This is a genomic window from Streptomyces sp. WZ.A104 (assembly GCF_002382885.1).
Classification (GTDB): Bacteria; Actinomycetota; Actinomycetes; order Streptomycetales; family Streptomycetaceae; genus Streptomyces.
Map to the genome: position 1 here is coordinate 49,070 of NZ_NWVL01000004.1, position 13,643 is coordinate 62,712.

The window sequence follows — 13,643 nt, forward strand, 5'->3', positions numbered from 1 at the left end:
CGTTGGGTCACCGCGGGGCATGGAGTACGACCTTCAGGGCTCCGGTGTCCGCCGCCCGGGAGAACACGTCGTACGCCTCCTCCATCTCACCCAGTTCGAACCGGTGCGTGACCAACTCGGCCGACGGCAGCCTTCCGTTCGCCAGCATCCGCAGCAGCCGGGGAGTCGACGAGGTGTCCACCAGGCCCGTGGTGATGGTGACGTCCTTGATCCAGAGGTCTTCCAGGTGGAGTGTGGCGGGTTTGCCGTGCACGCCGATGTTGGCGACCCTGCCGCCGGGCCGGACCATCCGGGTGCACGTCTCGAAGGTCTCCGGTACGCCGACCGCTTCCATGACCACGTCTGCCCCCAGGCCGTCCGTCAGATCCGCCACGAGTTGCTGCGGCTCCTCGTCGGCACGGACGGTGGCTTCGGCACCGAGGGACCGGGCCGCGTCCAGCCGGGCGTCGGCGAGGTCGACGGCGATGACCCGCTCCGGCGAGTAGAGGCGGGAGGTGGCGACGGCGGCCAGGCCGATCGGCCCTGCGCCGACCACGACGACGGTGTCACCCGGGCTGACGCCGCCGTTGCGGACGCCGACCTCGTAAGCGGTCGGAAAGATGTCCGCCAGAAGGACGGCGTCGACGCTGTCGACGGCATTGGGCAGCGGATAGACCGAGAGGTCGGCGAACGGCACGCGCACGTATTCCGCCTGGGTTCCGTCGATGGTGTGCCCGAGCACCCAGCCACCTCCGCCCCGGCACTGTCCGTAGCGGGCCTCCCGGCAGAAGCGGCACCTCCCGCAGGCCGAGATGCAGGAGAGCAGCACCCGGTCCCCCGGCCGTACGGTGCGCACGTCACCGCCGGCCTCCACCACTGTGCCCACCGCCTCGTGGCCCAGTACCCGCCCCGGGGTCACCTCGGGTACATCACCCTTGACTATGTGCAGGTCGGTACCACAGATGGTGACCGCGTCGACGCGCACGATGACATCTGCGGCATCCTCGATGGCCGGATCGGGAACATCCCCCCATGTGGTGCGGCCTGGCTCCTGGAAGACGAGTGCCTTCATGACATGGCCTTCTTCCTGTCCGTAATCCTGCGAGTCGCCACCAGACTGACTCCACGGACCAGAGGTCCGCATGGGCCGGTCGGTCCCCATGAGAGCCCCCGGCGGGCCCCTGCGGTCCGGGGGGACCGGTGGGAGAGTGGAGGTTCGCCCGCGTCGACGGCAAGGGGGTACTCCATGTCCCGGTCGGCATCACCGCCCGTCCTTCCAGCCTCCCGTGCGGCTCTGCTCACGTTCCTCGGCGCCACGGGGACCGTGACCGGCAGCAAGTTCCTGGTCGAGAGCGACCACACCCGCGTCCTGGTGGACTGCGGCCTCTTCCAGGGTTTCGCCGATCTGCGGCGCCGCAACTGGGAGAGGTTCGCCCGGCCCCCCGCCGACCTCCACGCCGTCGTTGTCACCCACGCGCACTTGGATCACTGCGGGTATCTCCCCCGCCTGGTCCGGCAGGGGTTCCGCGGCCCGGTCCTCATGAGCACCGACACGGCGCGGCTCGCCGAGATCGTCCTGCGGGACAGCGCAAGGCTCCAGATGGAATCGGCCCAGCACGCGAACACCCACGGCTGGTCCAAGCACCGCCCTGCCAAGCCGCTGTACGACGACGCCGACGTGGAGAAGACGCTGAGCTTCTTCGATCCCGTGCCGGTCGGCAGCGAGGTCGAGATCATGGCGGGCACCCGGCTGACGCTGCATCGCGCAGGCCACATCCTTGGCTCCGCCTGGGCCCATCTCACCCTGGAGGACGGTCACACGTTGGCAGTGTCCGGCGATCTGGGTCGCCCGGGTCATCCGCTGCTGCTCCCCCCGGAGCCGTTCTCGGGCGCCGACGTACTACTGGTGGAGAGCACCTACGGCGACCGCCGCCACGCCCCGGCCGCGAGCCGCGCCGCCTTCGCCTCCACGATCGGACGCACCCTCGCGCGGGGCGGCACCGTGGTCATCCCAGCCTTCGCCATCGACCGGACCGAGGTCGTACTGCACGAACTGGTCGAGCTGCGCGCCGTCGGCGTCCTGCCCGCATCGGTACCCGTGTACGTGGACAGCCCGATGGCCCTCGCAGCCCTGGACGTCTACCGGCAAGCGGTGCGCGACCGGTCACCGGAGCTCAGGCCGGACATCCTGGACCAGGGCGCGGGAGCCCTGAGTCCCGACCCGTTCCTGGCGGCCAGGACGGTCCAGGAGTCCATCGCGATCAACAGTGCGCACGGGCCGTGTGTCATCGTCTCCTCAGCAGGGATGGCCACCGGCGGCCGGGTCCTGCACCACCTGCGCCGGTTGCTTCCCGACCCGCGGAACACCGTCGTCGTCGTCGGCTTCGCCGCGGCCGGGACCCGCGCCAGAGACCTGGTGGACGGCGCCCCCGCTCTCAAGATGTTCGGTGAGTACATCCCCGTCCGCGCTGAAGTGGCCGATGTTCCACACTTCTCGGCGCACGCCGACGGGAGTCAGATCCTCGACTGGCTGCGCGGCGCCCCGCCCCCGCACACGACGTATGTGGTGCACGGAGAGCCGTCGGCGGCTGCGACGCTGCGCACCCGCGTCTCCGACGAGCTCGGCTGGACCGCCGTCGTCCCACGCTCGGGGGAAGCCGTGCTGGTCCGATGACCGACTCCGAGAAACGGCCCCGGCCTCACGAATCCACACCACAGACCTGCTCGCCGGCGTCGAGGAGAGGATCATGACTCCACACCCGTACACCGTGGCCGACGTCATGACGAAGAAGGTCGTCGCGGTCGCGCCGAAGGCGTCGTTCAAGGACATCGTGACCGCCATGTCACGGTGGTCCGTCAGTGCTCTCCCGGTCATCGAAGGGGAGGGCCATGTCGTGGGGGTGGTGTCGGAGGCCGACCTGCTGCCGAAGGAGGAGTTCCACGAGCGGCGTCCCGGTCTCGTGGAGCAGATGCGCCGTCTGGACGCGACGGCAAAGGCAGCCTCCTTGTCCGCCGAGGACCTGATAACCCGGCCGGCCCTGACCATCGGCCCGGACGCGCCGCTGCCGCAGGCCGCCCGACTGATGGCGACCCGCGGAGTGAAGCGCCTGCCGGTCGTCGAGGCGGGCGTCCTCAAAGGCATCGTCAGCAGGTCGGACCTGCTCAAAGTCTTCCTCAGACCTGATGACGAGCTCGCCGAGGAGGTACGGGAGCAGGTGGTCGCGCGGCTCTTCCCCGTGTCGCGGGAGAAGGTGACCGTTCAGGTCGATGCGGGCGTCGTGACGATGTCGGGTGTGGTGAGGGAGGCAGGCCTGCTCCCGGTGGCGACCCGTCTGGCACGGGCTGTCGAAGGAGTGGTGCCCTTGCCTTCGGTCGGAGGTTCCTCAGTCATCGCCGGTCCCGTGGCGCAATCTCATCGGACGCACTGCGGGGTGCGCGGGGTGGCGGGCCACGGAGCAGCGCTCGTCAACAGGCCGCTCATGGTCGTTGCCATTCACCATCCCGTCCTCCTTGCTTCGAACAGCCCAGAGCCGTTCGACCGGTCAGGAGGGCGAGGCGAGTTGGGTTGCGCTGTGGTGGGCCCACCGGCGGATGCATTCCGGGTTCCGGAAGTCACCGCCCTTCCCGTGCCGGACCAGGCTGTGGGCGATCCGGCCCGGAGTCTCCTCCGTGAGAGCGCCGCCGAACGTGATGTGCTCCCGTGCGCCGAGACGCTGCATCCAGCGGGCAACCCCACGTACCGGCGCGATATCCCGCTGTTCGGCCGAATCGTCGACCGGACCGCTGCTGAAGAGCCAGACGGGCAGCTGCCTCAGCTGCCCCGCATGACGTCGGGCGCACCGGCGGGCCTCGACGTGCCAGCGTCCTGCGTAGACAGCGCCACCGAGAATCACGGCGTCATAGCCGCTCACGTCGTCGACACGGTCGGCGGGCATCACCATCGCGTCGAATCCGTCGGAGCGAAGCGCCGCTCCCAACTCCTCAGCGATTCCCTGTGTCGCTCCGTGCTTGCTTCCGTAGGCGATCAGCACACGTGTGTTGTGCATGTCACTCACCTTGCTCCTGGGTGGACATCCCCATCTCTCCGAAGGCCCTCGGCGCGCGCCACATGTTCCTTCACCGCGGCGAAGCTGTCCGGGGCCACGGAGATCGAGTCGATGCCGGACCTCACGAGGAACTCGGTGAAGGCGGGATCGTCACTGGGCCGCTGACCGCACAGACCGACGGGGTGTCCAGTCTCATGGGCTCCGGCCACCAGACGCTGGATGCTGCGCGTGACCGCCGGGTCGCTTTCGTCAAACAGATGGGCGAGTGCTTCCGAATCCCGGTCGACGCCGAGCGTCAGCTGGGTCAGGTCGTTGCTTCCGATGGAGAAGCCGTCGAACCGTTCACCGAACTCCCGGACAAGGATGATGTTGGAGGGTATCTCCGCCATCACGTAGATCTTCAGCCCGTTCTGCCCGCGCCGGAGGCCCTGCTCGCTCATCACATCGAGCACCAGGTCGGCCTCGCCGGGCGTCCGGCAGAACGGAATCATGACGACGACGTTGGTGAGACCCATCTCGTCGCGGACCCGGCGAAGGGCGCGGCATTCCAAGGCGAATCCCTCGCGGTAGCCATCGCTGTAGTAGCGGCTGGCGCCCCGCCAGCCGATCATCGGGTTCGCCTCGTCGGGCTCGAAGGTGCGGCCCCCGAGCAGCCGCGCGTACTCGTTTGTCTTGAAGTCGCTGGTACGCACCACCACGGGGTCGGGCCAGCGTGACGCGGCGATCCGGGCGATACCTTGGGAAAGCCGGTCGACGAAATACGCCCCCCGGTCCTGGTATCCCTCGGTGAGTCGCTCGATGCCGCGGCGGTCATCCGCGTCGAGCTTCTCCGGGTGAAGCAGCGCCATGGGGTGGGCCTTCACCTGATGGGCGACGATGAACTCCAGCCGGGCGAGCCCTACGCCGTCGGCCGGCAGGCGCCACCACCGCAGGGCGGCGGACGGATCAGCGAGATTGAGCATGATGCGCGTACGCGTCTTCGGGACGGTCGAGAGATCGGTCTCGCGCTCCTCGTAGGGGAGCAGACCGTCGTAGACGCGTCCGCGATCGCCTTCCGCACAGGACACCGTGACATCGCTTGCCTGTCGCAGGACGCGCGTCGCGCTGCCGGTGCCGATGACGGCGGGGACTCCGAGCTCCCGGCTGACGATGGCCGCGTGGGACGTGCGTCCGCCGTGATCGGTGATGATCGCCGAGGCACGCTTCATCACCGGCTCCCAGTCCGGGTCGGTGAGGCCGGTGACCAGGACGCCGCCCTCGGGAAATGTCTCCCGGGCGACCGGGGCGGTCAGCGGTACGACCGGACCCTGTCCGATCGCCTCACCGACGGCTGTCCCTTCGATCAGTGGCCGCCCGGGGTCCACCGTCAGCCGGCATTCCCGAATCGCGGTGATGCGTCGTCGGGACTGAACGGTCTCGGGGCGGGCCTGGACGATCGCGAGCTCTCCGGTAACACCGTCCTTGGCCCATTCCAGGTCCATCGGGCAGCCGTAGTGCTCCTCGACAGCTCTGGCCCATCCGGCGAGGGTGCGGACGTCGTCGTCGCCGAGCACTCGACGTACGCGTTCGCCCGGGGATGTGTCCACGGTGCGGGTGAGTCCGGTCTCCGCGTACACGGTCTTGCGCTGTTTGGCACCCACCCGCACATCGATCAGCGGGTTCAGGGAGGAGTCCTTGAGGCTGGGCTTGAAGACGGTGTACTCATCGGGGTCCACCTGTCCGCTCACCACCGTCTCGCCGAGTCCCCATGCCGCGCTGACCACGATCACGTCGGGGAATCCGGTCTCGGGGTCCAGGGTGAAGATCACTCCTGCGCCGGCCCGATCCGCGCGGACCATGACCTGCACACCCACCGACAGCGCGACGGACAGATGGTCGAAGCCCATGCGTTCCCGGTAGTCGATGGCCCGGTCGGTGAACAGCGAGGCGAAACAACGATGGCAGGATTCGAGCAACTGTTCAGGTCCGCGCACATTGAGGTACGTATCCTGCTGACCGGCGAAACTGGCCTCGGGCAGGTCCTCGGCGGTGGCGCTGCTGCGCACGGCGACGGGTGGATCCTCGCCACCCGTGCGGCGAGCGAGATCCTCGTAAGCGGTGACGATTTCGCCCGGGAGCGATGTGGGCAGTGGTTCGCTCAGTATCAGCGCGCGGATGGCCCGACCGACTTCCTCCAGCGGGGCGCCGCCGTGCAGACGCGCGATCCGATCCTCGATGGAGGCACGCAAGCCGTGCGCGGCCAGTAGTTCCTCGTACGCCTGAGCAGTCGTGGCGAATCCCGGCGGAATGCGCACGCCTGCGGCGCCGAGGTGCGCGGTCAGCTCACCGAGCGAGGCGTTCTTCCCGCCTACGCTCCCGATGTCCTGTCGGCCGAGCTCCGTGAACGGAATGACGTGGCGCCTGGGTCCCATGGCGGTCTCCGTAGGTTCGCGTAAGCGGTCAGCGAGGCGAAAAGCACCCGAAGGACGCGTGCGCGAGCTCTGGGCCTGCCCCGCAGGTGCACACTCACTTCTGATTGCCTGTGTCCACGTACTCAGGGGGGACGATCTCGACGGGGCAGTGACCGTGATGCAGAACGGCATGACTGACCCGGCCGAGCGCCGGTCCGAGTCCGAGCAGGTGTCGTCGGCTTCCCAGAACCATGAGATCTGTGCGCTCCGAGGACTCGACGAGGATTCCCGGGACGCTGGTCCCCGTCTCGACGTGATGGGTGACCGTGAGATCTGGATAGACCTCCCGTATCCGCACGGCCATCGCCGCTACCTCGTGCACCTGCCGCTCGGCGACTTCGCCGAGGCTGTCGAGCATGGTGGTGACCGCCCCGACCTGAGCCAGCACGTTGCAGACGCTCAGCAACCGCAGCGAGGCCTTGCGGATCTGCGCCTCGGCGGCTGCCAGCATCAGCCACTCGAGGTCGGACGCGCCGTGCACCGCCGCCGTGATCACACCGGTCGCAGGCCGGTCGGGCTCGCCCCTCACGACGATCACCGGCACCTCGGTCCGAGCGGCGAGCCCCAGCCCGACAGATCCAAGCATCAGGGCACCGAAGCCGCCCAGGCCTCTGCTGCCCACCACAATGGTCCCGCGCTCCCCAGCCGCCGCGCGGAGCCCGCTCACCGGGTCGAAACGGCTCAGTTCTCTCGTCACCGTGAGGCCGGGGTGGCGGTCGCCCACTGCTTCCGCCGTGTCGACCAGCAGGTCACGGCCGGCCTCGCGTATCGCCTGGATAGCTTCCACACCCGCGTAGAGCATTCGGTGATCGGTGTCAGCGGCATGGACGACATGGAGCGGCCGACCCCGACGATCCGCTTCCTCCGCAGCCCACAGCGCCGCCGTGCGCGCCGGGGCCGACGCGTCCACGCCGACGACGACGGCACCGAGTTCGACAGGGTCGGGAGCGGCGCTGGCCATGGCTCCTCCTCGGGGTGGTCCAGAGGCTCGCACAAGCCACGGTCCCACCGCCGCGCGCGGTCGGCATGGGCCGTTCGGTCCCGATCGAGACCTGTCGGCCCTCCCCTCACCTGCGTGACGGCGGGACGCTGGATGCAGGGTTCCGCCCCAGGAGCCCCGCACGCGGAGGAGGCGCTGTGTCATGACGCGTCACGTCACTGTCGGCCTGGACGAGTCCCCCGAAGGCCGCGCGGCAGCCCGGTGGGCCGCGCCCGAGGCCGCACTGCGCGGTGTCCCGTTGCACCTCGTGCATGTGGAGGAGTGGCCGGTCACTCCGGAGATCCCGCAGGTCTTCACGCAGTCACTCGTCGAACGGTACGAAGCTCTGCTGCGCGACACCGCGGACCGGGCCCGCCGCGATCACCCCGGCCTGGAGGTGACCACGGAACTGGTTCAGGGCCGGGCCATCGACGAGTTGACGCGCGCCGCGAACGAAGCCGAGGTCACCGCTCTCGGTTCACGGGGACTCGGAAGACTCCTCGGCTTCCTCATCGGCTCGGTGTCACTGGGCGTCGTAGCCAGGACGCGGAACCCGGTGGTTCTCGTGCGTCCCCAGGAGACCGACGCCACCTCCTCCATCTCCGAGGAACCCTCTGACGGCCGACCCGGGATCGTCCTGGGCCTTGATGTATCCCACCCCTGCGACCCGCTGCTCGCCTTCGCCTTCGAACAAGCGGCCCGCAGAAGCGCGGCGCTGCAGGTCGTACACAGCTGGTCGCTTCCGGCGACCTACACATATGCGGCGATCCTCAATCCCAAGGTCGGCAGTGGACTCGGTCAGCACGCCGCCCAGGCACTCACCGACATGCTGCGCCCCTGGCGGGCCGAATTCCCCCAGGTCGACGTCACGGAGACGGCAGTCGTGACCCCGCCGGCCAGCGAGCTCGTCCAGGCGTCCCAGGGAGCCGATCTCGTCGTCGTAGGGCGGCGCAGCAGCAGACCTGTGGGGCCCCATGTCGGCCACGTCACCCACGCCGTGATTCACCACAGCTCCGCGCCGGTCGCCGTAGTCCCCTACGAGTGACGTCAGCCGTGGGGGAACCTTCGTAGCTGAGGGCCTGGTGCTGTGCCGCCCCAACGGGGCGCAGCACCAGGCCCTCACAAGCCGCATCAGTCGGCGTCGTCCGGGGCATCGGGAACAACAATCTTCCGCCCGGTGACTCGCCGGGCCCTGAGGAGCATGACGTGCTCGCGCTCCTCACCTGCCCAGGGAGTCGAGTAAGCCATTTCCCTGAGCCGCTGGGCGGCCTGTTCGTCCGCCACCGAACGCACGGTTCCGACGATCAACACGCTCCAGCCTTTACTGAAGGCGTCGTCGATATGGTCGGCCTCGAAGGCGATCTCCGTGTCGGCAGCAGCGGCGAGCGGGGAAGCGCCCCCCGTACTGAACATGACCTCGCCGTCCAGCACCTGGTAGTTGACCGGCAGCACGACCGGTCCGTCACCCAGCGTCAGGGCCACCCTTCCTACGCCGTGGTCTCCCAGCAGCGTCCAGCACATTGCCTGGTCGAGTTCGACCATCCGGGCCCTACGAGCTCCGCGGCCGAAGCCGGGTGGCAGGTCGCTCGTACCTCCCGACAGTTCCTGAACCGTGGTCTCCAGCGCGTCGGCCAGCCGGAGCAGGAAGCCGATGCCCGGTGCGGCGGGCTGTTCTTCGACGTATTCGATGTAGCCGGGCGCGGCGCCTGCCCGCAGCGCTACGTCCTGCCGGGACAGTCCGAGCTGCAGGCGGCGTGCCGCGATGCGTCGGCCCAGGTCGCCTTTGGCCGGAGGCGGTGCTGAAGACATCGCTGGCTCCTTGCTGCTCATCGTCTTCTCCCACCGGGGCGGGTCATGCGGCTCACGCTAGCCAGAGCCGGGAGCAGACGCAGCGCGGGTGCCGTCCCGGTGTCGGGACTCAGACATCGATCGTCGCGGCATCCTTGACGCGCTGGGGCACGATGACGACGGGGCACGCGGCGTGGTGCAGCGCTCGGTGGGCCACTCTGCCGAGCTCCAGGCCGATGAAGCTCCCCTGACGCCGTGCTCCGACGACCAGCAGGTCGGCCGCGGCCGACCGCTCGACCAGGATCCTGGCAGCCGCCCCCTCAGGGGTGTCCCTGCTCACCCGGACATCCGGGTACTCCCGGGCCGGTCCTTCGAGAGCCTTGTCGAGAAGCGTGGCGGCACGCGCTTCCGCCGAGTGTGCCGGATCACCCGTGATGAGCGCGTGCTCGGCGGGCCTCGGGGCCGGTTGGCGCCAGACGCTGAGAACTCTGAGGGCGCAGCCGCGAGCGGCTGCCTCACGGAAGGCGAAGCGCACCGCAGGAGCCCCGACGTCCCTGCCGCCCACCCCCAGGAGGATGCGTTGGTGTCGGGAGGCGAGCGCTATGTCATCTCCACGCACCACGACCACGGGACACACGCTGCGGGCCGCCACGACGAGGCTCACCGAACCCAGCAACACGGACGCCAGTTGTCCTCGCCCCCGTGATCCCACGACAACCGCCGAGGCCGAGGCACCCTCTCTCAGTAGGGCGCTGGTCGCGTCCTCGGCCAGCACTTCGGCGGAGACGGCAAGATCGGGCACGCGAAGCCGTGCACGCTCGGCAGCGGCGCCGATGATGTTCTCGGCGAGAACCCGACCCGCAGGCCGCTCCAGCCGGCCCACCAATACCCCTGCCTCGTACCGCTCCCAGAGCGAGGCGTACACCAGCCTCAGCGGGATCGCATGACGCGCGGCCTCGTCAGCGGCCCAATCCACTGCTTGGAGACTGGATTCGGAGCCGTCGACCCCTACAACCAGCGGCGCTCGCATCATGCCCACCACCCTTCTTCGAAGGATTGACTGCTCCCAGGCTGGCACCGGGCAAAATGCCGGGCCAGGGCCGGTCGGTCCCCACCTCTCGCCGACCGACCCAGGAGCCGTACGGCTGGGTGTGCTGTGGGCTGATCGGTACCGGACAGGGCCGCATGGCCCCTCCTCGACCGAAGGCATCCACGTCGATGCTGAGACGAGGGTCGTCACTCCTCGGCAGACGGGACTGAGCCGACATGACAAGGACGGGCTTTCCCTCGAATGCGGGCGGGCCGCAGGCAAGCGGCATGACCGGTTCTGTGGTCGCGGGTTTCGACGGATCCCCGCAGAGCAGCGTGGCCGCATACTGGGCTGCCCGGGAGGCCGACCTACGTGCTGTCCCTCTTCGACTCGTTCATGTCCAGGAGCCGTCGGCTCCTGGACATGTCTTCCGCGCACCGGACGGTCCCTGCCGCCGTCCTGCACAGCATCTCCTCGCCCAGGAAGCCGACGAGCTCCGCAGGGCATTTCCCGCCGTGGACATCAGCGTCCGTTCAGTGGACGGCAGACCGACTGACGTACTGTCCGAGTCCGCTGCGGGGTCGGACATGATCGTCCTTGGCTCCCGTGGGCTCGGGCCGGTCATGGGCTTCGTCCTCGGCTCCGTGAGCATGGCGGTCATGGGCGCCGTGAACTGCCCGGTTGTGTCGGTGCGGGCCAAGAACGACGCTCCGGCCGGTCGGCGGGACGAGGCCCCGTGCGGCGACCTGACAGTGGGCGTCGACGTACGCCAACACTGTGAGGCGCTGCTGGGCTTCGCCTTCGACGAAGCGGAGCGGCGCGGTTGCGGCATTCGCTTCCTGAGCGCTTGGGCGCTGCCCCCGCTCGTGGGATACGGGGCAGCGTACGACCCAAGGGTGCACGCTCAGTTGGAGATGAGCGCCAAGGCGAGCCTGGACGATGTCCTGCTGCCGTGGAAGAAGCGGTACCCGGACGTGCGGACCGCGGCACAGGCGAGCGTCGGGCACGCTGCCGCGCAGCTCGTCGACTGTGGCCGTGAAGCCGGACTGACCGTCGTCGGCCGCCGAGTACGGGATTCTTCCCTGGGCACGCGTATCGGTCCCGTCGCCCACGCGGTGCTCCATCACGCCCGGACGCCCGTGGTCGTCGTTCCCCTCACCTGAGCGCGTCGCTCAGCGATGCGACGGACACCGCAGAAGCGGCAACGGGTCGACGTTCCCGACCGAGCATGCCGCTCCCTTCGCGTCGTGCTCGGTCAGCGCCTGCGCAGTGCCGCGAGAGTGTTGTCGAGGTCGGCCGCGTCGGGGCGGTTGCGGGGGAGCTTGGCGAGCATCGCGGCCATGCCGCAGGTGTTGGTGAGGGCGGAGAAGACCAGTCCGGCGGCGATGCCTGCCGAGAGGATCTGGAACGCGGGGTGGACGAGGAGACCGAGGAGCAGGCCGAGGAGGACTACGGTTCCGGCGGTGAGGCGGACCTGCCGTTCCATGCCCCAGGTCGCGGGGGCTCCTTGGGGGCGGTGCAGGTCGTGACCGTCGGCCGTCCAGGCGCTGGTGCCGCCGCTGAGGGTGGCGGCGGTGATGTTGTTCTCGGCGAGGATGCGACAGGCGTTCTCCGAGCGGGCCCCGGACGCGCAGACGATCAGAACGTCACCACGGTCGGTGGCGTGTCGAATGTCGGCGAGTGCTCGCTGAATCCGGTCCAGGGGGATGTTGAGGGAACCGGGGAGATGGCCACCGGCGTACTCACCGGGGGTACGGACGTCGATGACGATCAGCTCGTGGAGGCGGTCGCGAGTCTCGTGGATGGCAAGGGAGGAGGGCGTGGTCATGGCGGGTGTCGTCCTTTTCTGGCTGTGGGGTCCCCACCAAGGGGGAGTACATTACCCCTGGGGGTATCTCATGAGGAGTGATGATGGAACTTGATCTGGCGGGAGCGGAGCTCAAGGCGGTCCTGAACCGGCTGCGCCGGGCGCAGGGGCAGATCGCCGGGGTGATCCGGATGATCGAGGAAGGGCGGGACTGCGAGGAGGTCGTGACACAGCTGGCGGCGGCGTCGCGAGCGCTGGACCGCGCCGGGTTCGCGATCATCGCCACCGGGCTCCAGCAGTGCCTCACCGAGGTGGAGGACGGTCGGCGTTCCGGTGAGTCCCGGGACGAGATGCGCGCCCGGCTGGAGAAGCTCTTCCTCTCACTCGCCTGACACCGGGGCGGCCCTCGTGCTCAGGCGACCACGTCGATGGCCATGAAAGCCGCCACCGCGAGCAGCGTGAACGCGAAGACTCGCCGCAGAGTGGCACCTGCGACCTTCGCCGCCAGCCGTTTGCCGTCCCAGGCCCCGAGGATGGCCGCTCCTGCGAACGGGGCGATCACCTCCCATCGCAGGTCATCACCGGTTCCCGAGCGGGCGCCGAGGGCGGCGACGGAATTGACGGTGATGACCAGGAGGCTGGTGCCCACGGCCCGGTTCATCTGCAGACCGAGGACTCCGACGAGGGCGGGCACGGCAAGGAATCCGCCCCCCACACCGAGGAATCCCGTCACGGCGCCGAGGCCGGCACCGGCTCCGGCCGCCTTCGCGGGCCGCACCCCCTGTGTCGACTCGTCGGCGGAGGGCCGTAGCATCCGCAGCGCCGCCAGGGCGGCGATCACCACGAAACCCGCGGTGAGAGCCGTTTCGGGCACATGGCCGGCGGCTGCTCCGGCGAGGAACGCCGGCACAACTCCCGCCGCCGCGAACAATGTCCCGGCCTTCCAGGCGACATGGCCGTCTCTCGCGTGGGCGTAGAGGGCGGTGGCCGATGTGGCGGCGACGATGATCAGACTGGCCGTGGTGGCTGAGGCCGCCGAGAAGCCGAGCAGGTAGATCAGTGCCGGCACCGCCAGAACGCTGCCACCGCCGCCGAGCGCACCGAGCGCCAGCCCGATCAGGGCGCCTGCGGCAAGGGCGAGAACCAAGGTGCTCACGCTATCGAGCCGCCATCACCGCGCTCATCGATCACCGGCAGCCCTGCGGCGGCCCACGCGATCATGCCGCCCGTGACGTCCACCGCGTCCGCTCCCCGCTCGGCCAGGAGCTGCACAGCCTGCTGCGAGCGGTGTCCGCTGCGACAGATCACCACCAAGGGCCGTCCCCGCGCTGCCACCGGCATCGTCGTACCCGCGGCCAGGCCGGTGAGCGGTGCATGCACCGCGCCGGGAGCATGGCCGGTTCGCCACTCGGGCTCTTCCCGGACATCCAGCAGAACAGCTTCGGGGCAGCTCCCTGCCGTACGGGTCCACGCCTCGTCGACGGACAGGCGCTGTCCACTTCCACGGTGAAGGAACATTGACGACGTCACCTTTCTTGTTGCTTGTCCTAGTGATCCAGTTCAG

The 13,643-nt window shown here is 69.2% G+C and carries 13 protein-coding genes and 1 pseudogene; 5 read left to right on the forward strand and 9 right to left on the reverse strand.

The window, feature by feature from the left end; all coding sequences use genetic code 11:
- Window positions 1–7 precede the first annotated feature (7 nt).
- On the reverse strand, window positions 8–1,051 hold the full coding sequence (locus CIB93_RS03025; protein WP_096623765.1) for a zinc-dependent alcohol dehydrogenase family protein: 1,044 nt from the start codon (window positions 1,049–1,051) through the stop codon (window positions 8–10).
- A gap of 174 nt (window positions 1,052–1,225) precedes the next feature.
- On the opposite strand from CIB93_RS03025, the gene CIB93_RS03030 reads away from it, so the two are divergent.
- Window positions 1,226–2,653, forward strand: a complete 1,428-nt coding sequence (locus tag CIB93_RS03030) for an MBL fold metallo-hydrolase RNA specificity domain-containing protein (RefSeq protein ID WP_096623767.1) — start codon at window positions 1,226–1,228, stop codon at window positions 2,651–2,653.
- Between the two features lie 106 nt (window positions 2,654–2,759).
- Window positions 2,760–3,326: pseudogene (locus CIB93_RS03035) on the forward strand (CBS domain-containing protein); the annotation flags it as partial.
- A 195-nt stretch (window positions 3,327–3,521) separates the two neighbouring features.
- Here the strand turns inward: CIB93_RS03035 and CIB93_RS03040 are convergent.
- The 3 genes from CIB93_RS03040 to CIB93_RS03050 all read right to left on the reverse strand — a co-directional run bounded on the left by CIB93_RS03040 (window position 3,522) and on the right by CIB93_RS03050 (window position 7,436).
- Entirely contained in the window at window positions 3,522–4,025 is a 504-nt protein-coding gene (locus tag CIB93_RS03040; RefSeq protein WP_096623769.1) for a flavodoxin domain-containing protein, read from the reverse strand.
- A 5-nt stretch (window positions 4,026–4,030) separates the two neighbouring features.
- Window positions 4,031–6,436 (reverse strand): phosphoenolpyruvate synthase, encoded by a 2,406-nt coding sequence (ppsA, locus tag CIB93_RS03045; protein WP_096623771.1) that lies wholly within the window; start codon window positions 6,434–6,436, stop codon window positions 4,031–4,033.
- 94 nt (window positions 6,437–6,530) lie between these two features.
- Entirely contained in the window at window positions 6,531–7,436 is a 906-nt protein-coding gene (locus CIB93_RS03050; RefSeq protein WP_096623773.1) for a universal stress protein, read from the reverse strand.
- Window positions 7,437–7,617: 181 nt separating this feature from the next.
- On the opposite strand from CIB93_RS03050, the gene CIB93_RS03055 reads away from it, so the two are divergent.
- Complete coding sequence (locus tag CIB93_RS03055; protein WP_096623775.1) at window positions 7,618–8,499, forward strand: universal stress protein; 882 nt, start codon at window positions 7,618–7,620, stop codon at window positions 8,497–8,499.
- Window positions 8,500–8,585: 86 nt separating this feature from the next.
- On the opposite strand, the gene CIB93_RS03060 is transcribed toward CIB93_RS03055, so the two are convergent.
- Together CIB93_RS03060 and CIB93_RS03065 are read right to left on the reverse strand one after the other, a co-directional pair.
- Window positions 8,586–9,263: a pyridoxamine 5'-phosphate oxidase family protein gene (locus tag CIB93_RS03060; RefSeq protein ID WP_096623777.1), complete on the reverse strand. Its 678-nt coding sequence runs from the start codon at window positions 9,261–9,263 to the stop codon at window positions 8,586–8,588.
- 109 nt (window positions 9,264–9,372) lie between these two features.
- Window positions 9,373–10,272, reverse strand: a complete 900-nt coding sequence (locus CIB93_RS03065) for a universal stress protein (protein ID WP_179499940.1) — start codon at window positions 10,270–10,272, stop codon at window positions 9,373–9,375.
- 287 nt (window positions 10,273–10,559) lie between these two features.
- Here CIB93_RS03065 and CIB93_RS03070 point away from each other — a divergent pair, with 287 nt between their 5' ends.
- Window positions 10,560–11,435, forward strand: coding sequence for a universal stress protein (locus tag CIB93_RS03070; protein WP_096623957.1), 876 nt, complete (start codon window positions 10,560–10,562; stop codon window positions 11,433–11,435).
- Window positions 11,436–11,527: 92 nt separating this feature from the next.
- Here the strand turns inward: CIB93_RS03070 and CIB93_RS03075 are convergent, their stop codons facing one another.
- The gene (locus tag CIB93_RS03075) at window positions 11,528–12,100 is read right to left on the reverse strand and encodes a rhodanese-like domain-containing protein (RefSeq protein ID WP_096623781.1); all 573 of its coding nucleotides are present in this window, start codon (window positions 12,098–12,100) and stop codon (window positions 11,528–11,530) included.
- 83 nt (window positions 12,101–12,183) lie between these two features.
- Here CIB93_RS03075 and CIB93_RS03080 point away from each other — a divergent pair, with 83 nt between their 5' ends.
- A complete protein-coding gene (locus CIB93_RS03080; protein WP_030329940.1) occupies window positions 12,184–12,471 on the forward strand; it encodes a metal-sensitive transcriptional regulator in 288 nt (95 codons plus the stop codon).
- Window positions 12,472–12,491: 20 nt separating this feature from the next.
- Here CIB93_RS03080 and CIB93_RS03085 read toward each other — a convergent pair whose 3' ends face one another.
- On the reverse strand, window positions 12,492–13,235 hold the full coding sequence (locus tag CIB93_RS03085) for a sulfite exporter TauE/SafE family protein (protein WP_096623783.1): 744 nt from the start codon (window positions 13,233–13,235) through the stop codon (window positions 12,492–12,494).
- Window positions 13,232–13,597: a rhodanese-like domain-containing protein gene (locus tag CIB93_RS03090; RefSeq protein WP_096623785.1), complete on the reverse strand. Its 366-nt coding sequence runs from the start codon at window positions 13,595–13,597 to the stop codon at window positions 13,232–13,234. The genes CIB93_RS03085 and CIB93_RS03090 overlap by 4 nt, the downstream gene beginning before the upstream one ends.
- Between the last annotated feature and the right edge of the window lie 46 nt (window positions 13,598–13,643).